24 protein-coding genes are annotated in these 23,552 nt (G+C 59.3%); 12 read left to right on the forward strand and 12 right to left on the reverse strand.

The features are described 5' to 3' along the window. Nucleotides 1-44: 44 nt before the first annotated feature. The 3 genes from ACXHXG_RS26995 to ACXHXG_RS27005 all read right to left on the reverse strand — a co-directional run bounded on the left by ACXHXG_RS26995 (nucleotide 45) and on the right by ACXHXG_RS27005 (nucleotide 2,439). The gene (locus ACXHXG_RS26995; protein ID WP_457901325.1) at nucleotides 45-695 is read right to left on the reverse strand and encodes a hypothetical protein; all 651 of its coding nucleotides are present in this window, start codon (nucleotides 693-695) and stop codon (nucleotides 45-47) included. A gap of 72 nt (nucleotides 696-767) precedes the next feature. Then, complete coding sequence (gene ada, locus ACXHXG_RS27000) at nucleotides 768-1,859, reverse strand: bifunctional DNA-binding transcriptional regulator/O6-methylguanine-DNA methyltransferase Ada (RefSeq protein ID WP_457901326.1); 1,092 nt, start codon at nucleotides 1,857-1,859, stop codon at nucleotides 768-770. A gap of 130 nt (nucleotides 1,860-1,989) precedes the next feature. Beyond that, on the reverse strand, nucleotides 1,990-2,439 hold the full coding sequence (locus ACXHXG_RS27005; protein ID WP_457901327.1) for an ester cyclase: 450 nt from the start codon (nucleotides 2,437-2,439) through the stop codon (nucleotides 1,990-1,992). Between the two features lie 759 nt (nucleotides 2,440-3,198). Between ACXHXG_RS27005 and ACXHXG_RS27010 the strand changes: the two genes are divergently transcribed. The 8 genes from ACXHXG_RS27010 to ACXHXG_RS27045 all read left to right on the forward strand — a co-directional run bounded on the left by ACXHXG_RS27010 (nucleotide 3,199) and on the right by ACXHXG_RS27045 (nucleotide 9,513). Beyond that, complete coding sequence (locus ACXHXG_RS27010; protein ID WP_457901328.1) at nucleotides 3,199-4,014, forward strand: DUF2189 domain-containing protein; 816 nt, start codon at nucleotides 3,199-3,201, stop codon at nucleotides 4,012-4,014. Nucleotides 4,015-4,117: 103 nt separating this feature from the next. Further along, complete coding sequence (locus tag ACXHXG_RS27015) at nucleotides 4,118-4,504, forward strand: c-type cytochrome (RefSeq protein ID WP_104827290.1); 387 nt, start codon at nucleotides 4,118-4,120, stop codon at nucleotides 4,502-4,504. Nucleotides 4,505-4,737: 233 nt separating this feature from the next. Beyond that, nucleotides 4,738-5,553, forward strand: a complete 816-nt coding sequence (locus tag ACXHXG_RS27020; protein WP_283051843.1) for a cytochrome c oxidase subunit II — start codon at nucleotides 4,738-4,740, stop codon at nucleotides 5,551-5,553. Between the two features lie 55 nt (nucleotides 5,554-5,608). Beyond that, on the forward strand, nucleotides 5,609-7,387 hold the full coding sequence (locus ACXHXG_RS27025) for a cytochrome c oxidase subunit I (RefSeq protein ID WP_104827292.1): 1,779 nt from the start codon (nucleotides 5,609-5,611) through the stop codon (nucleotides 7,385-7,387). Further along, entirely contained in the window at nucleotides 7,384-8,091 is a 708-nt protein-coding gene (locus tag ACXHXG_RS27030; RefSeq protein WP_285169819.1) for a cytochrome c oxidase subunit 3, read from the forward strand. The genes ACXHXG_RS27025 and ACXHXG_RS27030 overlap by 4 nt, the downstream gene beginning before the upstream one ends. A gap of 12 nt (nucleotides 8,092-8,103) precedes the next feature. Further along, the gene (locus tag ACXHXG_RS27035) at nucleotides 8,104-8,826 is read left to right on the forward strand and encodes a heme-copper oxidase subunit III family protein (RefSeq protein ID WP_260304258.1); all 723 of its coding nucleotides are present in this window, start codon (nucleotides 8,104-8,106) and stop codon (nucleotides 8,824-8,826) included. 10 nt (nucleotides 8,827-8,836) lie between these two features. Then, nucleotides 8,837-9,169, forward strand: coding sequence for a cytochrome C oxidase subunit IV family protein (locus ACXHXG_RS27040; protein WP_104827295.1), 333 nt, complete (start codon nucleotides 8,837-8,839; stop codon nucleotides 9,167-9,169). Nucleotides 9,170-9,339: 170 nt separating this feature from the next. Then, on the forward strand, nucleotides 9,340-9,513 hold the full coding sequence (locus ACXHXG_RS27045; RefSeq protein WP_181316012.1) for a hypothetical protein: 174 nt from the start codon (nucleotides 9,340-9,342) through the stop codon (nucleotides 9,511-9,513). Between the two features lie 156 nt (nucleotides 9,514-9,669). Here ACXHXG_RS27045 and groL read toward each other — a convergent pair whose 3' ends face one another. Then, entirely contained in the window at nucleotides 9,670-11,298 is a 1,629-nt protein-coding gene (groL, locus tag ACXHXG_RS27050; RefSeq protein ID WP_104827296.1) for a chaperonin GroEL, read from the reverse strand. A gap of 55 nt (nucleotides 11,299-11,353) precedes the next feature. Next, nucleotides 11,354-11,668 (reverse strand): co-chaperone GroES, encoded by a 315-nt coding sequence (gene groES, locus ACXHXG_RS27055; RefSeq protein ID WP_104827297.1) that lies wholly within the window; start codon nucleotides 11,666-11,668, stop codon nucleotides 11,354-11,356. 247 nt (nucleotides 11,669-11,915) lie between these two features. Here groES and ACXHXG_RS27060 point away from each other — a divergent pair, with 247 nt between their 5' ends. Both ACXHXG_RS27060 and ACXHXG_RS27065 read left to right on the forward strand, forming a co-directional pair. Beyond that, nucleotides 11,916-12,875: an acetylxylan esterase gene (locus ACXHXG_RS27060; protein WP_457901329.1), complete on the forward strand. Its 960-nt coding sequence runs from the start codon at nucleotides 11,916-11,918 to the stop codon at nucleotides 12,873-12,875. Next, the gene (locus ACXHXG_RS27065; protein WP_457901330.1) at nucleotides 12,872-13,600 is read left to right on the forward strand and encodes an esterase family protein; all 729 of its coding nucleotides are present in this window, start codon (nucleotides 12,872-12,874) and stop codon (nucleotides 13,598-13,600) included. The genes ACXHXG_RS27060 and ACXHXG_RS27065 overlap by 4 nt, the downstream gene beginning before the upstream one ends. Before the next feature lie 96 nt (nucleotides 13,601-13,696). Here the strand turns inward: ACXHXG_RS27065 and ACXHXG_RS27070 are convergent, their stop codons facing one another. Then, entirely contained in the window at nucleotides 13,697-13,888 is a 192-nt protein-coding gene (locus tag ACXHXG_RS27070; RefSeq protein ID WP_245464099.1) for a hypothetical protein, read from the reverse strand. A 254-nt stretch (nucleotides 13,889-14,142) separates the two neighbouring features. Here ACXHXG_RS27070 and ACXHXG_RS27075 point away from each other — a divergent pair, with 254 nt between their 5' ends. After that, nucleotides 14,143-14,535 carry a GFA family protein gene (locus ACXHXG_RS27075; RefSeq protein WP_260304262.1) on the forward strand — a complete coding sequence of 131 codons (393 nt, stop codon included), beginning with the start codon at nucleotides 14,143-14,145 and terminating at the stop codon, nucleotides 14,533-14,535. A gap of 98 nt (nucleotides 14,536-14,633) precedes the next feature. On the opposite strand, the gene ACXHXG_RS27080 is transcribed toward ACXHXG_RS27075, so the two are convergent. The 4 genes from ACXHXG_RS27080 to ACXHXG_RS27095 all read right to left on the reverse strand — a co-directional run bounded on the left by ACXHXG_RS27080 (nucleotide 14,634) and on the right by ACXHXG_RS27095 (nucleotide 18,397). Beyond that, nucleotides 14,634-15,572, reverse strand: a complete 939-nt coding sequence (locus ACXHXG_RS27080) for an NADP-dependent oxidoreductase (RefSeq protein ID WP_260304263.1) — start codon at nucleotides 15,570-15,572, stop codon at nucleotides 14,634-14,636. Between the two features lie 112 nt (nucleotides 15,573-15,684). Continuing rightward, entirely contained in the window at nucleotides 15,685-15,897 is a 213-nt protein-coding gene (locus ACXHXG_RS27085; protein ID WP_457901331.1) for a hypothetical protein, read from the reverse strand. Between the two features lie 79 nt (nucleotides 15,898-15,976). Next, nucleotides 15,977-17,260: a DUF763 domain-containing protein gene (locus ACXHXG_RS27090; protein WP_457901332.1), complete on the reverse strand. Its 1,284-nt coding sequence runs from the start codon at nucleotides 17,258-17,260 to the stop codon at nucleotides 15,977-15,979. Nucleotides 17,261-17,332: 72 nt separating this feature from the next. After that, nucleotides 17,333-18,397 carry a glycosyltransferase family 2 protein gene (locus tag ACXHXG_RS27095; RefSeq protein ID WP_457901333.1) on the reverse strand — a complete coding sequence of 355 codons (1,065 nt, stop codon included), beginning with the start codon at nucleotides 18,395-18,397 and terminating at the stop codon, nucleotides 17,333-17,335. Nucleotides 18,398-18,860: 463 nt separating this feature from the next. On the opposite strand from ACXHXG_RS27095, the gene ACXHXG_RS27100 reads away from it, so the two are divergent. Continuing rightward, nucleotides 18,861-21,605 (forward strand): glycosyltransferase family 39 protein, encoded by a 2,745-nt coding sequence (locus ACXHXG_RS27100; RefSeq protein WP_457901334.1) that lies wholly within the window; start codon nucleotides 18,861-18,863, stop codon nucleotides 21,603-21,605. A gap of 83 nt (nucleotides 21,606-21,688) precedes the next feature. On the opposite strand, the gene ACXHXG_RS27105 is transcribed toward ACXHXG_RS27100, so the two are convergent. Both ACXHXG_RS27105 and ACXHXG_RS27110 read right to left on the reverse strand, forming a co-directional pair. Then, the gene (locus ACXHXG_RS27105; protein WP_260304268.1) at nucleotides 21,689-22,969 is read right to left on the reverse strand and encodes a TRAP transporter large permease; all 1,281 of its coding nucleotides are present in this window, start codon (nucleotides 22,967-22,969) and stop codon (nucleotides 21,689-21,691) included. Next, entirely contained in the window at nucleotides 22,960-23,538 is a 579-nt protein-coding gene (locus ACXHXG_RS27110; protein ID WP_260304269.1) for a TRAP transporter small permease, read from the reverse strand. Before ACXHXG_RS27110 ends, ACXHXG_RS27105 begins: the two co-directional genes overlap by 10 nt. Nucleotides 23,539-23,552: the final 14 nt, after the last annotated feature.

Here is a 23,552-nt window from a genome sequence, read left to right on the forward strand (position 1 = left end):
CTTGCTTTCAAATCAGCAAGTTTCTCGGCCGTGGGAAAAACAATTCATTTTCGGTGGTGCCGATCCGATCGCAATGTCCCGATCATCGGATGAAGGATCGGCCGATAGCCGGCCTGCAGGGCCGTGAAGGTGGAGGGCGGCGTCAACATGCCTTCGGCGTGCCTGAGCGCCTGCGGCGGCTCATAGCCATGCTCGGTCCAGCGATAAGCGTGGCCACCGGCGATCGTGCAGGCCGAACCGGATGCCACGACAACCGTACCGTCCGGCAGCTCGGAGAGCGGTCCCGGAAGCGGATGTATCCGTTTTCGCCCGCGGTCCATGCGTTCGCCGTGCAGGACAGCGTCCATAACGGCAACCGAGGGTTCAGCCTGCCCTCTCGCGCCGGCCCATGCCGCGCGAAATGCCTTGGCCGCCTCCCGCCGGCAGAAGAAACACGGGCGATGACCGGCGGCCAGCGCCACCGCTTCGTCCAGAAAGAACAGTTCGGTCCAGCTCCTGTTGGCCATGACATCGCGGCGGCGGTCTTTGTATTCGCAAGTGCAAACCAGCCATGCCTTGCTCGACCAGCGTTTGTTCAGCAGCGTTTTGGTCGCCGGATCGTGGATGATGCCGCGGTTGCCGGTGAACAGTCCCCGTTGCGAAATCGCCACGATATCGCCGAAGGGGGTGACACGATTCTGAAGGGGAGTGCTCATGGCAGAATATTGCCTCGCTCGCGTGGCGTGCGCCACAGATATCGCGGCATGACAGAAATGCTCATCGGGGCTTCAGCGGCCTTCGGGCGCTTCACGGTCGAGCAGAACGCGTTTTCGCTCTACGCCCCAGGCATAGCCGGAAAGCGAACCATCGTTCCGCACCACGCGATGGCATGGGATTGCGACGGCCAAATTGTTGGCCGCGCATGCTCCGGCGACGGCCCGCACCGCCTTGGGCGAACCGATCCGGCGGGCGATTTCCATGTAGGAGACGGTCCGGCCAACCGGGATTTCCCGCAGCGCCTGCCAAACCCGCTGTTGAAATGCCGTACCGCGAACGTCGAGCGGCAAGTCGATCCCAAGACCTGGCGCCTCCACCAGGCCGACGACACACGCCACAAGGGCTTCGTAGTCACCGTCGGCGCCAATCAGGTTGGCGTTGGGGAAACGATCCTGAAGATCGCGCACCAGCGCGTCCGGGTCGCTGCCGAGGAGAATGGACGCCACGCCTTTCCGGCTCGACGCAACCAGGATCGCCCCCAGCGACGACTGACCGACGGCGAAGCGGATATCTTCGTTGGTACCTCCCGATCGATACTGGGTCGGCGTCATTCCGAGCATATCGGTGGATTTCTCGTAAAAGCGGCCGCTCGAATTGAACCCGGCATCGTAGATCGCCTCGGTCACGCTGTTGCCGTTCGCAAGGCCTTCACGGACTTTCGCCGCGCGGTGTGCCGAGGCGTAGTCCTTGGGCGTCAGGCCGGTTGCCGATTTGAACAGCCGATGGAAATGGCTGGCGCTGCGTCCGGCCGCCTCCGCGAGCTCGTGCAAGGACGGTTCTTCCTCACTCTCTTCGATCAATCGGCAAACGCGCGCAATGATGGTGGTATTCTCTCCGTCTGAGGAAAGACCGTCCGGCCTGCATCGCTTGCAGGGCCGAAAGCCCGTCGCTTTGGCGGCCTGGAGTGAATCATGCAGTTGCACGTTCTTGGGGTTTGCGGTTCGCGATGGACAGGAGGGCCGGCAATAGACACCGGTCGTTGCCACCGAATACCAGAGATGGCCATCGGCGGTTCGGTCGCGGGCGACGATACATGCCCAGCGCGGATCATCGGCCACTGCCGTTTGTGTAAAAGCTGTCCGGTTTCGGGGCATCACGGTCATGTCGTTCGTCCCTGTGCGATCCAGAGTAAGAACATCATTCTTGGCAGCGGAAGAGCCGCACAGCCACCCGATTCCTGCGTGAGCGGATTATCCGAAGGTCGCCGCCCGAAAGATGGGCGGCGACCTGCCATCAGGCGGCCTTGATGAGGCCGAGCTGCGTGAGCGCGGTCACACCGTCGTCGAGGCCGATTTCCGCGGCGATCTTGCCATTCTCGATGCGCAGGATGGTGGTGCCGGTGAAGTGCATCTTGCGACCAGTCGCAGCCGGCAGCGATCCGACCAGAAAGTCGGAAAACGCCGGACCGGTATGCGTGCCGCCGCCCTCCCACTGGCCGACGACATAGTCGCCTTCGGCAATGAGGTCGGCGGTGCCCCAGAAATTGAGATCAGGGAATGCCGCGCGGAAACCGGTCATGAAATCCCTGATGTCCTCATGGCCGCGACGCGGCTCATGCAGCGAATACTTCAACAGCATGTCCGGTGTGGCGAGGTCAGCGACTACAGACAGGTTGCAGGTCTCACCCCAGAATTCGGTGAACCAGCGCGCGACGATGGCCTTGTTGTCCTGTTCTTTGCTCATGTGAAGTTCCTTTTTGATGTATCCATTGGGGATCATCGATCTCGATCGACGACCTGAGCAAAGGGATAGGCCGATCCGCCAGCGTCAAAACTCCGGTTCTTGCTCCGCAATCGAATCCGTCCAACGCGTGCTTTACGGCCGCGCATGATGACAGACGACACGTAAAGAGAGATGCTTGAGTTTGAAAGCAAGGAACGGGGTGCCGGCCGACCGGATCGGTGGGAAAGTTCGCCTGTTACAGAGGGAGAACGCAGATGAAAGCTCAAATCACCGTGCTTGTCGCATTCGCGATCTTCGCAGCCTCTCCGGCATCCGCTATCCAGCGGCTGCAAACGGCCTCAAGGTCGTGTTCCGAAATTCAATCCTTCGTTCAGGCAAACCGCTCGGTCATCCTGCAATATCCGTCGGCGCGGGGTTCCGGTGCCCTGCTTTATGATCGCGCCGTTGCCAATTCCGATGTGTGCCTTGGCAACGGTTTTGGCGAACGAAGTTCTGTGCCATCGAGGGACCAGCGGAATTGCGCCATTTGGGTTTGCCGCTCCAGCACCGATCTGCGCCCCTGACTAGGCGCATGCAGCGGCACGCATCGTCGCCGCGCCGGTGCCGCAAGAAATGACGAACATCTAATTTAAGGAATAGGCGACAAAGGCATTTAGATTTGATAAAACTAGACTACCGGTTGCGGTTTGACGTGTCGGCAAAAATTTGCCGGGCGCCTTCGCACCGCCAACCGGACCATGGTGGAGGAGGAGAGTTGCTATGGCGGCGTTCCATGTCATGGCCGGTGCGAAGGGCGAATTTACGCGCCCCGAGGTCCGCAAGATTGGTATCGCGGACCTTATGGATGCACTGAGGTCGGGACTTGATGACTTCAGAGAGAAACCATCCCATTATGTTTTTCTCTGTCTTATGTACCCGATAGCAGGCATCTTTCTGGTCATGTGGAGCTCCGGTGCCGACCTGCTGCCGCTGCTTTATCCCTTGATGTCGGGCTTTGCGCTGATTGGTCCGATCGCGGCCATCGGTCTCTATGAGATCAGTCGACGCCGTGAGCAGGGCCTGGATAGTTCCTGGCATCATGCCTTGGAGGTTCGCCACTCGCCGGCGCTGCCGTCCATCGTTGCAGTCGGCCTCATGTTGCTCGTGCTTTTCGTCGCGTGGCTGATCGTCGCACAGCTCATCTACGCCATGACCTTCGATGAGGCCGGTCTGACCTCGATCTCCACCTTCCTGTCTGACGTGCTGACCACCCCGCGCGGTTTCTCGCTGATGCTGTGGGGAAACCTAGCCGGTTTTATCTTCGCAATCATTGTTTTGGCGACGACGGTGGTGACCTTCCCGTTGCTGCTGGACCGGGATATCGGCGCCGTTGCAGCCATCGACGCAAGCATACGCGCAACCCTTGCCAATCCAGGACCGGTCGCCCTTTGGGGATTGATCGTCGCGGCATTGCTCGTCGTCGGCACCATCCCGATCTTTGCCGGCCTTGCAGTCGTCATGCCTATCCTCGGGCATTCGACCTGGCACCTGTATCGAAAATTGATTGCCCCCGCCTACCCGAACCGCACGCCTTGAATTCGCAAAGGAAATTTACTCCGGCATCATCCTCCAAGCCGTTGCGAGCTGCCACATGTCAGTCGCCTTGGTTGGGATAGCGATGAAGAGAATGAGGATTGCCATGTCTTACCGCTTTCTTCCGATCTGTCTGCTTTTCGCCGTTTCTTTTTCATTTGATGCCCTCGCGCAGGAGGGTGATGCCACGGCAGGCGCCACCGTCTTCAAGAAATGCGCCATCTGCCATGTAGCCGAAACGGATCAGAACAAGGTCGGCCCGTCGCTGAACGGCCTGTTCGGCAGGACGGCCGGAACACACCCGAATTTCGCCTATTCGCCGGCCATGCAGGAGGCGGGCAAGGGCGGCCTGGTGTGGAGCGAGACGACGCTCCGCGACTATTTGCACGCCCCCCAGGCGAAGGTGAAGGGCACGAAAATGACCTTCGTCGGCCTGAAGGACGATACCGAGATTACCAATCTGATCGCCTATCTGAAGCAATACTCCAAATAGCGAGATGCCTGATATGGACGAGCTGTTTTCTGCGTCGCCGGTCGGATCGGCGGAAGTTCGGTTCAATATGGCACGTCCCCTTCCAGTCCGCGGCGTGGGTATGCTGCGTGCGGTTCGGCTGGATCAACCACTACCTTTGCCGCAATTGCCCGGGTGATTTGTTCATGAGATAATACTAAAACGTTTCGCGATGAGATTGTGGAAACGTTCGCGGCCGGGTCAGGGAGGAGACGATGGCTGTCGTATTGATTCTCGTTCTGCTGGTGGTGGGATCGATCGGGTTCCATCTGCTGAGCCCTTGGTGGTGGACGCCGATCGCGTCCAATTGGAGCTATATCGACAACACGATCGTCATCACGTTCTGGATCACCGGCGTGGTTTTCACGGTCGTCGTGTTGTTCATCGCCTATTGCGTGCTCCGCTTCAGGCACCGCGCCGGAAACCGGGCGGCATACCAGCCCGAAAACAAGCGGTTGGAATGGTGGCTCGCCGCCGGAACGGCAATCGGCGTAGCGGCAATGCTCGCGCCGGGCTTGTTCGTGTGGAAACAGTTCGTCACGGTGCCGCCCGACGCCAGCGAAGTCGAAGTCGTCAGTCAGCAATGGCAATGGAGTTTCCGGCTGCCGGGCGCGGACGGAAAGCTCGGGCGGGCGAACACGCGCGATGTGACCCCGGACAACCCGCTCGGCTTGAACAAGAGCGATCCCGCGGGACTGGACGACGTCATCGTCGAAGGTGGCGAGCTGCATATCCCCGCCGGCAAGCCGGTCAAGATGCTTCTGCGTTCGATCGACGTTCTGCACGATTTCTACGTACCGGAATTCCGGGCCAAGATGGACATGATCCCCGGCACGGTGACCTATTACTGGTTCACACCAACACGGACGGGAACCTTCGAAGTTCTTTGCGCGGAATTATGCGGCGTCGGTCATCCGCAGATGCGCGGCACGGTCGTCGTCGATACCGATACCGCTTATCAAGCCTGGCTGCAGCAGCAGCCGACTTTCGCGAAATCGCTAGCGTCCGTGGAAAAGTCGGCGGCCAAGTAAGTGCCATCGGCACTTGAGGAGGAAGGCCGCGTCGAAGGAATAGGGAGGATGGAATATGGTCGATATTGGGTCCGGCACCGAGCAGGTCATCCAGCCCGCTGAAGTCGAGGATGTAGAGCTTTATCATCCGAAAAGCTGGTGGACGAGATATGTCTTCAGTCAGGATGCCAAGATCATCGCCATTCAGTATTCCCTGACCGCCATTTCGATCGGCATGGTGGCGCTCGTGCTATCCTGGCTGATGCGCCTGCAGCTCGGCTTTCCCGGCTATTTCTCCTTCATCGACGCGGAGCATTATTATCAGTTCATCACCATGCACGGCATGATCATGGTGATCTACCTGCTGACGGCGCTGTTCCTCGGTGGATTCGGCAACTATCTGATCCCATTGATGCTCGGCGCCCGCGATATGGTGTTTCCATACGCGAACATGCTGAGCTACTGGCTCTATCTGCTTGCGGTCATCGTGCTGGTCGTCGGTTTCTTCGCGCCCGGCGGGCCGACCGGCGCCGGCTGGACGTTGTATCCGCCACAGGCTCTTCTATCGGGTACGCCTGGAGGGCGTGACTGGGGCATCATCCTGATGCTCTCGTCGCTGATCCTCTTCATCATCGGCTTTACCATGGGCGGGCTGAACTATGTCGTCACCGTGCTGCAGGGACGCACCCGCGGCATGACACTGATGCGGATGCCCCTGACGGTATGGGGCATATTCACCGCAACCGTGATGGCGCTGCTCGCCTTCCCGGCGCTTTTCGTCGCCGCCGTCATGATGCTGTTCGACCGCTTGCTCGGTACGAGCTTCTTCATGCCCGCCATCGTCGAGATGGGCCAGCAGTTGCAGCAAGCGGGCGGCAGCCCCATCCTGTTCCAGCATCTCTTCTGGTTCTTCGGTCACCCCGAAGTCTATATCGTCGCGCTGCCAGCCTTCGGCATCGTCTCGGATCTGATCAGCACTCATGCGCGCAAGAACATCTTCGGCTACAGGATGATGGTCTGGGCGATCGTCATCATTGCCGCGCTGAGCTTTATCGTATGGGCGCATCATATGTATGTCAGCGGAATGAATCCGAACTTCGGGTTCTTTTTCGCGACCACAACCTTGATCATCGCCATTCCGACGGCAATCAAGGTCTATAACTGGGTGCTGACCCTCTGGCGCGGCGATATCCATCTGACATTGCCGATGCTGTTTGCCCTGGCCTTTATCGTCACATTCATCAATGGCGGGCTGACCGGCCTCTTTCTCGGCAATGTCGTCGTCGACGTGCCGCTGTCCGACACCATGTTCGTCGTTGCCCATTTCCATATGGTGATGGGGGTCGCGCCGATCCTGGTGATCTTTGGCGCAATCCATCATTGGTATCCGAAAATCACCGGGCGCATGCTGAACGTGACGATGGGCCATATCCACTTCTGGATCACCTTCCTCGGCGCCTATGCGATCTTTTTCCCGATGCACTATCTCGGCCTGATGGGCGTGCCGCGCCGCTATTACGAACTGGGCGAAACGGCCTTCATTCCGCCGTCGGCGCATACGCTGAACATGTTCATCACCGTCGCCGCACTGATCGTCGGCGCTGCTCAGCTTCTGTTCCTGTTCAATCTCGCCTGGAGCCTTCGCTGGGGCCGGCAGGCGGGCGGCAATCCGTGGCGGGCAACGACATTGGAATGGCAGACGCCGCAGACGCCGCCTGCGCACGGAAATTGGGGCAAGGAGCTGCCGATCGTCTACCGCTGGCCGTATGACTACAGCGTCCCCGGCGCGGATCAGGACTTCCTGCCGCAGAACCAGCCGGCGCCGAGCAGATTGCCCGAAAGGGCGCCGTCATGAGCGCCATTCTCATCTTCATGGCTGGGCTTTTCGGCATCATCGCGTGGTGGATGGCGCGGCAGCGGCTGACCTCGAAGCCCTGGTTGGAGACGGGTTTGGCAGGCGATGCGCCGGAGATGCGGGGATCGCCGGCGACAGCGGCGAAAGTCGGCCTCGGCATCTTTCTCGCCGTCGTCGGCGCCTTGTTCACGCTCCTCATCAGTGCCTATCTTACACGCCTCAGCGGCTCCGATTGGTGGAGCATCCCGATCCCTCGGCTGCTTTGGGTGAATACCGCCGCGCTTGCCGCCAGCAGCGTCGCACTGCAATGGGCAAAAACCGAAGCCCGTCTTGGGCGCAGCGAGATGCTGAACACGGCGCTAGCCGTGGCGTTCGTGCTGGCTGTGCTCTTCCTTGCCGGGCAGCTTCTGGCATGGCGGCAATTGGTTGCGGCCGGCTACTTCCTTGCGGACAACCCATCGAACAGTTTCTTCTACATGATCACCGGGCTGCACGGCCTGCACATTCTAGGCGGCCTTTTCGTGCTCGGACGGACGACAATCCGCGCCCAAGCCGCCAACCGCGCGCCGGCGAGAATCCGCCTGAGCGTGGATCTCTGCGCCATCTACTGGCATTTCATGCTCGTTGTCTGGCTGGTTCTTTTTGCGCTCTTCGCCGGCTGGGCAAACAGTTTCGCCGATCTCTGCCGTCAATTGGTCACCTGAGGAGCTTCGACGATGACCGAATCCATAGAAAGACCGGTACACGATCCACTTCTGCGACCAGCGGGATTGCGCGGCGTCGCGGCCGATCTGTCATCGGACCAGCGGGCGTTCAAGAACGTCTCCTGGGGCAAGGCGATGATGTGGATCTTCCTCCTGAGCGACACCTTCATTTTTGGGTGTTTTTTGCTGGCCTACATGACGGCGCGCATGTCGACCAACGTCCCCTGGCCCAATCCCAGCGAGGTTTTCGCGCTCAAGATCGGCGGCCAGGAAATCCCGCTGATCCTGATCGCAATCATGACCTTCGTCCTCATCAGCAGCAGCGGCACGATGGCCATGGCCGTCAACTTCGGATACCGCCATGATCGCCGCAAGACGGCTGTGCTGATGCTGGTGACGGCAGCCCTTGGCGCGACATTCGTCGGAATGCAGGCATTCGAATGGACCAAACTGATTACGGAGGGCGTCCGCCCCTGGGGAAACCCATGGGGTGCGGCGCAGTTCGGTTCGTCCTTTTTCATGATCACCGGCTTTCACGGCACCCATGTCTCGATCGGCGTCCTTTTTCTCCTGATCATGGCACGCAAGGTATGGCGGGGAGATTTCGATCAAGGAAGACGCGGGTTTTTCACCAGCCGCAAGGGCCATTATGAAATCGTCGAGATCATGGGGCTTTATTGGCACTTCGTCGATCTGGTCTGGGTCTTCATCTTTGCATTCTTCTATCTGTGGTGAGGATGGCATCATGGCACAGACGCAGGCACATTCCGGACAGCAGCATCCAATCAGGCTCTACATGGTGGTCTGGGGACTGCTTTTCGTCCTCAGCACCTTCTCCTATCTCGTCGACTATCTCGGCATTCAGGGCTATTTCCGATGGTTTCTGATCCTGCTGTTCATGATCCTGAAGGCGGGGCTGATCGTCGCTGTCTTCATGCACATGGCGTGGGAACGGCTGGCGTTGATCTACGCCATCCTGGTTCCGCCGGTCCTGGTGCTTGTCTTCGTCGCTCTGATGGTATCGGAATCGCACTATACGGCGCTTAACCGGCTCGCCTTTTTCGGCGCCGGCCAATAGGGGATGAAGCTGCCATATTGCCGATAATAGAGCCGGTAGCGAGAAGCGGACTTGCCGGTTCCCGCCCTTCCTCGCAAGACCTTTTGAAGATTTCGATCTCGAAAATCTGGGGAACCCATCCCGTCTGTCTCAGTTGTTCCAATGTACGACTTGAACAATGGAGACAAAAAATGAGCAAAAGCGACGTTCACAAGCTCCAGAAGCGAGCCGAACGACAAGTAAAAAACACCAGCGCCGGTGGCCATCTAGGCGGAACCTATTTTGGTCAGCAGCCTGACGGCAAGACAATCTCGTCATCCAGCAATGACAGCGCCAAAGCGCGCAAGAACGATGGAAGCAACTAGTTCCATTGTAAGTCAGACCAGCATAGCGCCCAACCTCCCCGAGGCGCCAAGAGCATAGGCATACAAAGTCCCGGACAGAGCCAAACGGTTGTCCGAGCGTCTTCGTCAATCTCCGCGACGATGGCCCGCCCGAGCGGGCGAGCCACCTCGGAATTCTCAGAAGTCCATTCCGGCGCCGGGGGGCAAGGCCGGTGCGGAGTCCTTCTTCGGCTTCTCTGCGATCATCGCTTCTGTCGTCACCAATAGCCCCGCAATGGAGGCTGCATCCTGCAGCGCCGTGCGCACCACCTTGGCTGGGTCGATCACGCCCATGGCGTAGAGGTCGCCATATTCGTTGGTCTGAGCGTTCCAGCCGAACGAGAAATCGGCATTTTCGCGCAGCTTGCCGACGATGATCGAGCCCTCAGCGCCGGAGTTCTCGGCAATCTGGCGGACAGGCGCTTCGATTGCGCGGCGGACGATCTCGACACCGACGCGCTGGTCGTCATTTTCTGCCTTCAGCCCGTCGAGCGATTTGACGGCGCGCAGCAGCGCCACGCCACCACCTGGCAGGATACCTTCCTCAACGGCGGCGCGTGTCGCATGCAAAGCGTCGTCGACGCGATCCTTCTTTTCCCTCACCTCGATTTCGGTCGAGCCGCCAACGCGGATGACGGCGACGCCGCCGGCGAGCTTGGCAAGGCGTTCCTGCAGCTTTTCGCGGTCGTAGTCGGAGGTAGTTTCTTCGATCTGGGCACGGATCTGCGTGACACGCCCATCGATCTCGCTCTTCGCTCCGGCTCCATCGATGATGGTGGTGTTCTCCTTTTCGATCATCACCTTCTTGGAACGGCCGAGCATATTCAGCGTGACGCTTTCCAGCTTGATGCCGAGATCCTCGGAAATGACCGTGCCGCCCGTCAGGATGGCAATGTCTTCCAGCATGGCCTTGCGGCGATCGCCGAAGCCAGGAGCCTTGACGGCGGCGATCTTCAGGCCGCCGCGCAGCTTGTTGACGACGAGCGTCGCAAGCGCTTCGCCTTCGACATCCTCGGCAATGATCAGAAGCGGGTTGCTGGATTGCACCACAGCCTCCAGGATCGGCAGCATGGCTTGAAGATTGGAGAGCTTCTTCTCGTGGATCAGGATATAAGGATCTTCCAACTCCACCCGCATCTTTTCCGGGTTGGTCACGAAGTAGGGGCTGAGGTAGCCGCGGTCGAACTGCATGCCTTCAACGACCTCGAGTTCGGTTTCCGCAGTCTTGGCTTCTTCTACGGTGATGACGCCTTCGTTGCCGACCTTTTCCATCGCTTGGGCGAGATAGCGTCCGATTTCCGGGTCGCCATTGGCTGAGATGGTGCCGACCTGAACGATCTCGGAATTGTTGGATATCTTGCGGGCGTTGGTCTTCAGTTCCTTGACGACGGCGTCGACGGCAAGGTCGATACCGCGCTTCAGGTCCATCGGGTTCATCCCTGAGGCGACCGCCTTGGCGCCTTCGCGAACGATGGCCTGGGCGAGAACGGTTGCGGTCGTCGTGCCGTCGCCGGCGATATCGCTTGTTCTGGAGGCGACTTCTCGCAGCATCTGGGCGCCCATGTTTTCGAACTTGTCTTCCAGTTCGACTTCCTTGGCGACGGTGACACCATCCTTGGTGATGCGCGGGGCGCCGAAGGACTTGTCGATGACGACGTTACGACCCTTCGGACCGAGCGTCACCTTGACCGCATTGGCGAGAATATCCACCCCCTTCATCATGCGTTCACGAGCATCGGTGTGAAATTTGACTTCTTTGGCAGCCATTTTTTTACTCCTCCATAGGCGGCACAGTTTTGACTAATGCTTGAAAGAAAACGGCTTAGGCGGCCCTCTGGTCTGCCGCTTGGACATCAATGATACCTAAAACGTCGCTTTCCTTCATGATCAGCAGGTCTTCATTGTCGATCTTGATCTCCGTGCCGGACCATTTTCCGAACAGGATGCGGTCTCCCGCCTTGACATCGAGCGGCTGGATCTGACCGGCCTCATTGCGAGCCCCGGGACCGACGGCAATGACTTCGCCTTCCTGCGGCTTCTCCTTGGCGGTGTCGGGGATGATGATGCCGCCCTTGGTCTTTTCTTCAGACTCGACGCGGCGAACGAGAATGCGATCGTGAAGCGGTCGGAACGTCATGTTCTCCTCCATGGCAAACAATGATGATCAATGCCCCTTGACCGGGCCGGACAACCGTCCGGATAGGTGCCGAAGCCCTCCAGCTTCCGGTGAAATTTGATCTGGCTCCGGAAATTGCGTTTTCAAGGAGACGAGCAAGATTTTAGCACTCTATATCTTCGACTGCTAATGTGATCGAAAGAGGTTTTGTCAGTATTGCGAACGTTCCGGCCTTGCTTCGCCCATTCTTTCACGGGACAAGCATCACATGAGCGTTCCAACGACACATCCTTTCGCCTTCGATCCAACCTATGGCATGAAGCTTAAACAGCTCCTCGCGATCGAACCGCCGGAGGCGGCGCCGGGTTTCGACGATTTTTGGAGCGAGCGGTATCGGCGCGCGACTGCGGTCGATCCTCAGCCGAAACTCCTTCGCAGCAAAATCGAACATCCCGACTGGCATGTTCTCGACATGACCTACACATCGACCGGCGCGTTTCAGATCGGCGGCTGGCTGCTTCTTCCCCGTGATGGGCCGGTGCGGCGCGGCCTCGTCGTCGGGCACGGCTATGGCGGGCGAGATCTGCCCGACCTCGATTTGCCGGTGAAAGATACGGCCGTATTATTCCCCTGCTTTCGCGGGCTGTCCCTCAGCGCTCATCCGCCGATTCCGAACGATCCCGGCGGGCATGTTCTCTACGGTATCGAAAAGCCGGATTCCTACATTATCGGCGGCTGCGTCGACGATCTGTGGCTTGCCGTCTCGACGCTTGTTGCCCTTTATCCCTGGCTGGCGGGGCATATCGGCTATAGCGGCATCAGCTTCGGCGGCGGTATCGGGGCGCTGGCGATCCCTTTCGATACCCGGATCGATCGCGGGCATCTCGTGGTCCCGACCTTCGGGCACCGGTCGCTGTGGATGACCTTGCCGACAATCGGCAGCGCCCAATCCGTCCAGGCATACCAGAAGAAGCACGAAAGCGTGCTTGAGACCTTGCGCCTGTTCGATGCGGCGAGCGCGGCTGCCCGCATCAAGGTTCCGATGCTCGTCGCTCCGGCACTCTTCGATCCGGCGGTGGCTCCGCCTTGCCAATTCGCTGTCGCGAATTCGTTGGCAAAATTTAACGAAATCTTCATCCTCGACGCTGGCCATTTCGATTATGTTGGCAGCAGCGAGCAGAATGCGCTCCTTCATGAAAAAGTCCGACGATTTTTCAAGGTGCCATGAATCGGGAATACCTGCGCTGGTACAGCCAGCGCCTGCATCGAGAGATGGAGCTATTGGTGTTCGGCCACGCCGGCGCCAAGGTATTGATGTTTCCGACGAGGGACGGGCGTTTCTGGGAGTACGAGCAGCTTGGCGTCGTTGCCAGCCTTGCCGACAAATTGCAGGCCGGTCATCTGCAGCTCTACTGTATCGAGGGTCTCGCCACCGAGACCTTTTACGGATCCCGGCACCATCCGGCCGAGCGCATTCGCCGGCATGCCGCGTTCGAGGAATATATTCTGAACGAAGTTCTGCCGCTGATGGCGCAGAAAAACCCTCATGACTGCACCATCGTACACGGCTGCAGCCTCGGCGCTTTCCAGGCCGCCAGCCTCGTCTTTCGCCACCCTCACCTCTTTCGCAAGCTGGTTGCCTTTTCAGGCCGTTACGATCTGACGATGAAGGTCGAATCCTTTGGCGATCTCTTCGAGGGTTACTACGACGACGATATCTATTTTCACACGCCGATGCACTTCCTTCCAGGGCTTGCCTGCGAGTGGCAGCTTGAAAGGCTGCGCCAGATCGACATCGTCCTCACCATCGGGGACGCCGATCCCTTCCTCGACAACAACCGCAACCTGAGCCGGCTTCTCGTCGACAAACAGGTCGGACATCAACTGTATGTCTGGGGCGGGCGTGCCCATCGGGCCGGTGCCTGGCGTAAAATGGCGGCGCTGTACATTTGACGACCGGCCAGAGCAGCGGCCGAAGCTAGACCCGCGGAGGCTTTATCGCCGCGAGATGTGGTCCCGAAGCGATCCAGGTATCACCGAACGGCCGGCTTACACCAAGCCGACCGGAATAGGCGCAAGCTTTTTGCTGGCACCGTAATCGCGCTCGTGAGATCTGCGGTTACGCTTCTCGCGACTTGAGGAAAAGTCGATACGATCGTGTTCCATCATGCCATCCGGATAGGTTCCGGTGTCTTCGGTTTCCACTTCGGACTGAGCGGTGACGATTTTGAAATTCATCATGTTTCCTCCGGTGCGGCGCGGAAACGGCTAGCCCCGCGCTTAGTTCCATGAGTAAACACAAAATTATTAAAAAATTAACTACGTTCGTTAATCAATTTGGGTGATCGGTCAATTTTTGCCATGGGGCTGCGTCGTCGGCGTCGGTTGTCGATACCGGGAACATTTCGCCAATGTCGCGTGTTTCCCGTTCACATGAGGTGTCAGGTTGCGCTCATGTTGTCCTGGCCAAAAAAAAGCGAACGGAGGCTTTTGAAATGACTTTGCGACATGGAGCATGCCGCTGCGGAAGGGTGCGCTATTCCGTCAGCGGCGAGCCGAACCGCGTCGGCATCTGCCATTGCACCGACTGCCGACAGGAAAGCGGCTCGGCCTTTACGTTTTTCGGAATATGGAAGGCTGAAGCTTTCTCGACGACGGGCGAGACAGCCGTCTACGAAGGGCGGAGGTTCTGCCCTCAATGTGGATCGCATGTTTTTGCGATTGACGACGTCGAAGCCGAGATCAAGCTCGGAAGCCTCGATATCGCGCCGACCGACATGGTTCCGACCTACGAACTTTGGGTAAAGCGGCGCGAAAGCTGGCTGAAGCCTCTGCCGGGAGCGGAGCAATATGACCAAGACCGGCTAGCCGATCAGACCAAACTTTAAGACGAACTGCCGCGCATATCGAAAATGCACGAATCTCCATAAGATTGGGGCATTGGGTAAACACGCAGGTTAGGCGCGTCTCACCGATGAGGCGTGCCTCAATGCTCGACCCGCAAGACGATTTTGCCGCGATTATGTTCGTTTTGAATTGCCTCTTGCGCCGCGCGGGCCTGTTCGAGCGCATAGACGCGGCGAACCTCCACGCGCACCTTTCCCTCTTCGATCAGGCGGCTGATTTCGGCAAGCTGCGCGCCGTTCGGCTGCGCCGTATAGCGAACGGCGCGTATCCCGAGCTCGCTGGCACGGTTCTTGTCGGGCTGGGTCAGCGTCGAAACGAGGATTCCACCCGGCTTTACCACACCGAACGACCGATCCTGGGTTTCGCCAGCGATCAGATCAAACACCATGTCCACGGGCTCTATCGCGTCCTCGAACCGCTCGCTCTTATAATCGATGACCTGATCGGCCCCGAGGGAGCGCGCGAAATCCATGTCGGCGCTGGAAACCGTCGTCGCGACCCAGGCGCCTTTTGCCTTTGCAAATTGAATCGCCAAATGGCCGACGCCGCCCGCACCGCCATGGATGAGGACACGCTGGCCGGCCTGGAGCTCGCCATGATCGAACAGGCCCTGCCATGCAGTGATGCCCGCCAGCGGAATTGCGGCAGCCTGCACCGGGTTCATCAATCGCGGTTTCGGCGCTATTTCTTCCGGCCTGGCGATGACGAATTGTTCATAGCCGCCGTGCCTCGGATTGAGAAAGGCGTAGACCGCGTCGCCTGGCCGAAATGCAGCGACCCCGTCCCCCATCTTCTCGACCGTTCCGCAGACGTCTCGGCCGAGCACGTAGGGCAAATCCTCTTCCTGGACAGCCGGATAGTTTCCTTCGCGCATCTTCCAGTCGACAGGATTGACGCTGGCCGCTTCGACCCGGATCAGGATTTCGTCGATCTTAGGCTCAGGACGTTCGATTTCCTCGAGGCGAAGGACTTCCGGACCGCCGAATGCGTGGATGCGCACAGCTTTCATGACGCTCATCGTTTCTCTCCTCACGGTTTGAGAATGAGATCCCGCCGGTCGGCCACAATCGTCTTTCGCTGGCGCTGTGCGGACACTGCGCGTTTCAGAGATTGCCGATGGCCGGCCTGGATCAGACGGCGTTGATTGACGGCAGGAAGGACAGCACCTCATTGCGGCGTCTGAGGCTCAGCGTCTCGATGCGCTCGCTCCAGAAGCTCTCCGCCTCAGGCGTGTCCGGCTCCCAGCAATTCGTCGATAGGATGTTGTCGTCCATCACCAGCAAACGATGGCCGCCCAACCGCAAATATTCCGTCGCCAGTTCTTTTGCAGCATTCGTCATCATCGTCCTGCTCCTTGCGCCGATCATATGAACGTCAACAATCGAGCAGGGATTATGTTCCCTTTGGCGCGGAAGCCCCTTGTCAGCCTTTTGAAGGCTGCCGGCGCCTTTCCGTCTCGTCTTCGGGATGGGCGGGAGGCTCCCAGCCGAAGACGCTGCGTCCCCCGTAAAAAGCGGACCTGTCGAATTCGCCGGCAACGATCTCCTTGAGGTCGGGACCAGTGACATATCGCTCCAGCATGCGGGACTGATCGTCCAGGCGCTTCAGCGCCTGTAGCTCCTCGTCACGGCCGAGCCGCCCTTTCCGCACCGCCGATTTCATCACTTTGATGGTCTCGTCGTAGACTTTCAACGGAACTGGGAACGGGTGGCGATCCTTGCCGCCATGCGCCAGCGAAAAGCGGGCGGGATCGGAGAAGCGATAGGGAGCGCCATGCACGACCTCGGCAACCATTGCCAGTGCCTTGACCGTTCTGGCGCCGACGCCGGGCGTCAGCAGCAAGCTCTCGAAATCCACCGGCCCGCGATCGGCGGCTGCCGCCAGGTTCCCGTGCAGGCGCCGCATGTTCACATCGGTTTCGCGAACATCGTGATGGGCCGGCATAATCAGATGTGGCAACATGGGTTGCGTGGGATTTTTGGCAACTGCCTTCGGCTCTCCTTCCAGCGCGGCGACTTCGCGCACGATCCTGTCCGGGCCTAACGATGACAGCAGATCGAGCTGACCTGCTCGCGACCGATCGGCGCGCCGATCGGCAAGATTGACGATCCGCCCCTGATCTCTACCCTCGATGGCCGCATGCGGGGAATCGAGAAAGCTCGTCAGCCCTTCGGACAGCCAATGATACCGCCGCGCCTGCCGTCGATCGCCGTTCATGCCCTGCTGGACGACGACCCATTTGCCGTCGTCCGTCACGATGAAACCGTGCAGATAGAGATCGAACCCATCCTGAAGTGCAGCGCTATCCACCTTGGCGATAAGTCGGCTTGTCGACGCGAGTGCTGCACCGTCGATGCCGACACGATTGCCGATGGCCGCAAGTTCGTCCGGCGTCTTGCGCGACTGAGCGCCGCGGCCGCCGCAGACGTGAATTCCAAGTTCGCCGGAGAGCGGTGTCAGACCGCGTTTCAGCGCGCCGAGAACGCTGGTGGTAATGCCGGAGGAATGCCAGTCCATGCCCATGACGGCGCCGAAGGACTGGAACCAGAAAGGGCTGGCGAGCCGCCGCAGCAGTTCGTCGCGCCCATAATGTTGGACCACCGCCTCGGTAATCACGGCGCCCAGGCGCGTCATCCGGTCGCCAAGCCATTTCGGCACCCGCCCACCATGCAGGGGAAGATCAGCGTTGCCAGCTCTTTGCGCCAAGTTCATCGCACTCCGTCTCAGATCGACGCAATGTAATACCGACGACCGGATTGCGCCATGCTCTGCAAAAACCTACCCGATGGCGTGGCGGATGGTTTTCGAAAGGCGCGACAGGAAGGCGGGCCTCGATGAGGCGACCAGCTTCCACGACAAGATCGCCTTCGCCATGCGGCCGGGAAGAACGCCGACGGAAAGAAACCATGCCGCCAGCATCGCGCGCCGCCGGAGTGAGGCATTCATTTCCAGGCTGGCGACGGCACCGGCGGTACCGAGCGCAAATCTGGAATCGCTGACCATGGGATGCTTGGATTTGTCCATGCAAAGCGATGCCAGCCGCTCTTCCAAATGAACGGGATCATGGAGATTGACATCCTCCGGCACCGTCAAGCCGATCTCGGCCGCCTGATCCGACAAGGCGTCGATCCGATGGAAGTCATGCTCCATTCGCCAGCGCGCGCGCTGGCCGAGTTTCTCCGCAAAGACGGAGTGATTGGCACCGTGGATGCGATAAGCTCCAAGGCAGGTTTCAATCGACGTCACCTTTCCATGAAGAGGCGTTACGGTGACAAGATAGCCATCGGCGCCTTGGCGGAAATCCGTCTCCGGAACGGGCATGACCACCTCCAGAGCCGAGCGTTTGAACGCCAAGCCGCTGGTAACGGTCGTCTGATACCGTCCCCTCTGCAGCAGCTTTGGGGTGACGTCGCCGGAGTCGAACGGGAGCTCCGGAGGTGGGAATACGTCCTTTACCTGCATGTCCTCATCGACCATGTGCAATCTGAACTGCACCTGGACGGCATCGTCTTCCCAGGCGTCTATGATCTCCGATATGGCGTTCGGGTAGAGATAATCATCGGCGTCGAGAAAGAGGACGACCTCACCCCGGCTCGCTGCAAAACCGGTGTTGAACGCCGCTCCATGCCCGCCGTTCGTCTTTTTCAAGCAGGTCCTGATTCGGGACCCATAGGAGGCCAGGACACCGACCGTATCGTCGGTCGAGGCATCGTCGACAACGATGACTTCCGTATTGTCGTAACTTTGCTCCAACGCGCTGTCGATGCAGCGCGGCAGGAAGCGTGCGTAATTGTAGTTCGAAATGATAATGGAAACTGGAACACGGTCTGTGATGGGGTGCATCGCATTGAACCTCGCAAATCTGCTTTGGTCGCGGCGAACCTACTCATTCAGGTCCTGTGGATTGAAACCCGGTCCGGCGAGCGCAACTCTCCAAAGCTGAAAAGCTGCTGTCACAGACATGCTGCCGATGGGTGGCGAAGAGACGTTTGATCTGTCTATACCGCCCCGAGCCTCCCCAGCTTTATGGCTTTTGAATGACCATCACGTTACGGAACCCTGGCTCGACGCCGGCCGGCGGCTCGGCGCGGTTTGGGTCCTACCGCTTCAGCAAAGACTTAAAAACGGTCTTCAGGTGGCTGTCAGCGTCATTGCCGATAGTCGCGCCGCATCGGAACAGAAAGCCATCTCCCATGAAGCAAGTGCAGACCCAAAGTTATTATTCGCGCGTTCAGATCCCACCGTATTGGTTTAGGGCTGTACTGACGTCTCCTCGCTCCAGCGCTTTGTCATCGTCTGTAAGCCTGTGAACTATTCCCGCAATATTTCGGATCGGTCACTGACGGCGACCGGCAAAGCTCTTGTTTCCGAGCCCGACGGCTCTCCTGACAAGGCGATAAAATATTCGCAATCCGTCTCGGTTATCGTTCCGACCCTCAATGAGACCGACAATATCGATCTTCTCCTGTCCTCCCTGTTGTCGCAGTCCGGTGAAGATATCGCGCTGGAGGTCCTGATCGCCGATGGCGGATCGACCGATGGCACGATCGAGCGCGTGCGGGCATGGGAAGGCAAGGCGCCCGTCAGGCTCATTTCCTCGGGCGGTAAGGGCGGTCTGGCTGGAGATGTGCTGTGGGCTGCGAGATATGCCCGTAGCGACATCGTCGTGGTCATGGATGCCGATCTCAGCCATCCGCCGGAGGAGATCGGCAACCTCGTTCGTCCCATTATCGACGGGACCAGCGACATGGTGGTTGGAAGCCGCTATGTGCCAGGCGGCGCCACGCCGGATTGGCCGCGCTCCCGCCGGCTCCTCTCGCGCCTCGGCGGCGCCTTGGCATGGCCATTGACCGATATGCGGGATCCGATGTCCGGCTTCTTCGCCGTGCGCAAGGAGCGGCTGTTGGCAATCGATCCAAAGGCAATCGGCTTCAAGATCGGCCTGGAGATCATCGCTGAAGGTGGTGACGCACTTCGACTGACCGAGATCCCGATCGTCTTTCGTGATCGAGTGCACGGGCAAACGAAAATCGGATGGGGGCACATGATAGACTATGCCCGCCGTCTGCTGGTCCTTGCCGGAGGCGCGGTTTCCTTTGGGAACGCGACCCGTTTTGCGGGCGTCGGCCTCATCGGCCTGGCTCTCGACCTACTGATCTTCCAGATTCTCTTCGGGGCGGGATTCGGTCTGGTGACGGCCCATCTCGTCAGCTTTGCCGTCGCCACGATCTCCAACTACATTCTGAACTCCAGATGGGCATTTGCAAGCAATGGACCACGGCTTCATGAGCGGGATTGGCGACGCTACATCCGCTTCATGACCATCTGCCTGCTTGCTTTTGCCTTGCGGGGCGGTGTGCTTGCCGGCGCCGTCGACCTTCTAGGATGGCCCGCTCAGGCCGCCATTATTCTCGGCGTCGGGGCCGCCTCTGTCGTCAATTATCTCGGCAATGCCTTCTTCGTGTTCCCGTCTGAGAACCCGCGCATGCCATCCGACGTCCGGTGGCGCGTGGCCGCAATCGGCGTGCTGGGTTATGTCCTCGCTTTGCGACTGGTTTATCTCGGGCTTGTCGATCTCGTGCCGGAGGAAACCTATTACTGGAACTACGCGCAGCATCTCGACATCGGGTATCTCGACCATCCACCGATGGTTGCCTGGCTGATATGGGCCGGAACGAGCCTGTTTGGCAACACAGGATTTGGCGTCCGCATCGGCGCTTATCTCGCCTGGATCGTGGCCGGCTTCTTCGCTTTCGGCTTCTCGCGCAATCTGTTCGGCAAGTCGGCAGCCTTCGTCAGCGTGCTGCTTATCGCCATCTTGCCATTTTTCTTTTCCACCGGCTTCATGATGATGCCGGACGTACCTTTGACGGCCGCATGGGCCGGAACGCTTTATTTTCTGGAGCGTGCGCTGATAGCGGGAAAGCGTCGGGCCTGGTGGGGAGTCGGCCTGTGTGTCGGCCTCGGAATGCTCTCCAAATATACGATCGCGCTCCTCGGCCCCGCCACGCTAATCTTTCTCCTTCTCGATCCCAGGGCGCGACGTTGGCTACTGCGGCCAGAACCTTATCTTGCCGCCGTGCTCGCTGCCGTACTTTTCTCACCGGTGATCTATTGGAATGCGACGCATGGCTGGGCATCATTCGCCTTCCAGAGTGCGGACCGTCTGCAAAGCACAAAGACCTTCTCGCTTCCCTTGCTGGTCAGCAGTGTCGCGATCCTGCTGACGCCAGTAGGTTTGGTAGCAGCGCTGGCCGCGCTGGTGACAAGAAACAGCGTGACATTTGCGACGAAGACGGACGCGGAAGCTGCCCGCCGATCTCTCTTCATCAAGATCTATACGATCGTTCCGCTACTGGTCTTCGTCGCATTCAGCCTGTTTCACGAGGTCAAGCTGAATTGGACGGGGCCGCTCTGGCTTGCCCTTCTGCCGGCGATCTCGGCGACCATCGTCGCGGCCGGTAGCAGCGTATCGAAATTCGACGGTCTACTGCGGCGGCTATGGGTTCCGACGGTGATGACCATGCTCGTGCTCTACGGGCTTGGTTTGCATTATCTCGTCCTCGGATTTCCGATGGTCGGTCACTTCGGCAATATCCGGACGCTACCTGTCGCATGGCAGGAATTCGGTCGTGAAACAGGATTGATCGAGCATAGTATCGAGCAGGAAACGGGTAAGCAGGTCCTGCTCGCCGGAATGGACAAGTATTTCGTGGCAAGCGAGATCGCTTTCTACAATCGCACCGACGACGATACCGTTCAGACCTCCGTGGGACGGGGCGCACTCGGCCAGGATAGCTTGATGTATAGCTACTGGTTCAAACCCGCCGACCTGCAGGGCCGCACCGTCATTCTTTTCGGACTGAAAAGGGGCGACCTGGAGCGGGCTTCTCTTGATCCGCTGTTTTCCCGGATAAGCGACATCAAAGAACAGCAGGTTACGAAGCATGGCGAACCTGTGGGCAGCTTCTTCTACAGGGTCGGATATGATCTTCGCAGTTGTCTTCCGCTTGTCGCCCAAACCTCGGGGATAGCGTGCCATGGGTCGTGAGCCGGCGGGAAGCTACGCAAAAGGTGCAGGCCAGGGCGGCTAACCCTGGCCTGATAAGCGCAGCCTGACAGCAGCCGATTAGCCTACCGGAAGAGATCCTGGATGAACATGGAGGTTTCCGGGATGAGGGTGACGATCATGAGCGTGGTCCAGAGCGCGACCATGAACGGCCAGATCGAGCGGATCACCTTGCTGACGGGCACCTCGCCGATGGCACAGCCGAGATAGAAGGCAGCACCGACCGGCGGGGTGTTGAGCCCGATGGTCGAATTCAACAACACGATGATACCGAACTGCACCGGATCCATGCCGTATTGCGTGACGATCGGCAGGAAGATCGGCGTGCACACCAGAATATGCGCGGCCATGTCGAGGAATATGCCGAAGATGAACAGCGCTATGTTGACCAGGATGAAAATCACCCATGGCTGCGTGCTGACATGGCTGAGCGCCTCACCGACCATGTCGGCAACGCCGTAGATGCTCATCAGATAACCGAACATCGTCGAGATGCCGATCAAAAGCAGCACGACGCCCGTCGTCTTGGTCGCCTTCGCCACCGCCTTCAGAAAGTTTTCGAAGGATAGGCTGCGATAGACGAAAATCGTCAAAAGCAGCGCGTAGAGGACAGCGACTGCACCGGCCTCCGCCGCGGTAAAGACGCCGGACAGGATGCCGCCGACGATGATGACTATGATGAAAAGGCCGGGAACTGCGGCTGCGAGACTGCGCCAGACTTCCGCCCAGCCCGGAAACTCGCCGCGGCTATAGCCGCGCGATCGCGCGACGAAATAGGCGGTCAACACATTGGCAACCGTCAGGATCAGCGCGGGAATAGCGCCTGCCATGATCAAGGCGTTCATCGACACGAGACCGCCGGCGGCGAGCGAATAGATGATCATATTGTGGCTGGTCGGCATCAGCGCGCCGACGAGCGAGGAATAGGTGGTGACGTTGACCGCGTAATCCGCATCGATCCCTTCCTTTTTCATCAGGGGGATCAGCGCCGAGCCCATGGCCGAAACGTCTGCGACCGGCGAACCGGAGACACCGCCGAACATGGTGCAGGCGACGACGTTGGTCATACCGAGCCCGCCGCGCACATGGCCGACCATCGCCTTGGAGCTGCGGATGATCCGGTCGGCAATGCCGCCGTACATCATCAGCTCGCCGGTGAAGATGAAGAACGGAATGGTGAGGAAGGAGAACGTGCCCATGCCCGACGCCATGCGCTGGAAGACGACGGCCAGCGGCAGCCCTTCATAGAGCACCGTGGCGATCGACGACAGGCCGATGGCGAAGATGACCGGCATGCCGAGCACCAGCCCGCCCACGAAGGTTGCGCAGAGAATGATCAATGCCATGAGGGTATAACCTTGATTTTCAGGACGGCGGCGACGATGCGCTCGACGGCAAACAGGGCGATGAGCACGCCGCCGGCCGCGAGCGGCACATAGCTCCAGGCCTGTGAAATCGGCAGGCCGGGATTGATGTAAGGCGCCATCTCGATGCTGAGTTCGCCACCGCTCCAGGCCATCGACAGGCCGAAGACGACCATGCCGAGATAGACGATAACCTCGGCCCCCAGACGAACCCCTTCGGGCGCGAAATTCAGGAGCGAGTCCATGCCGATATGGCGTCCGTCGCGGACACCGACCGCTGCCGCCAGGCAGGTGACGTAAAGGATGACCACAAGCGCGAATATCTCGGTCCAGGCCGGGGAGTCGTTGAGCACGTAGCGCCCGAATATCTGATAGAGGACGGCTGCAACGATGAGAATTGTCCCGATGACTGCAATCATCAGGCAGATGCGCGAGAGCCACGCGTGGAAGGCGAAATAGGCGCCGAGCAAGCCTGTGGTATTGGTGGTGGTGCGGACCATTTGCGAACGCACGGCGGGATCTGCCGGCAATGCATGCATATGCGCGCCCATTGCGTGTCTCCTCG

Source organism: Rhizobium sp. LEGMi-198b, assembly GCF_054114205.1.